Genomic DNA, 241 nt, shown 5'->3' with positions numbered 1-241 from the left:
ATTATTTATTGGAACAAAAAAGAATGAGAAAAAAGTATATAACTGGATAGAGAATAACCAACTCTCACTTCCGATTGAGAGAGAAAGTTCCAATAAGGCAGAAAAGAATATCCTGAAGAATGCTTTAAATTCTTTAAAAAACAGGAATGTAATTCTTGCTATCGTTATTAATTTCTTATTTTTATGGACAGAAATGGGTATTGCAACTTTTATTACGCTACGATTTACTACAGAGTTGCAC

Annotated in this window: 1 protein-coding gene; it reads left to right on the top strand. The window is 29.9% G+C overall.

Going from position 1 to position 241, the window contains the following annotated elements:
• A partial coding sequence (locus RYX56_RS24820) for a hypothetical protein (protein ID WP_317124448.1) occupies positions 1–241 on the top strand: 241 nt, incomplete at both ends.

It is taken from the genome of Alkalihalophilus lindianensis (assembly GCF_032843265.1).
Classification (GTDB): domain Bacteria; phylum Bacillota; class Bacilli; order Bacillales; family Bacillaceae_D; genus Alkalihalophilus; species Alkalihalophilus lindianensis.
The sequence above is the reverse complement of the archived record's forward strand: the minus strand, read 5'-3'. Positions and strand labels throughout refer to the sequence as shown.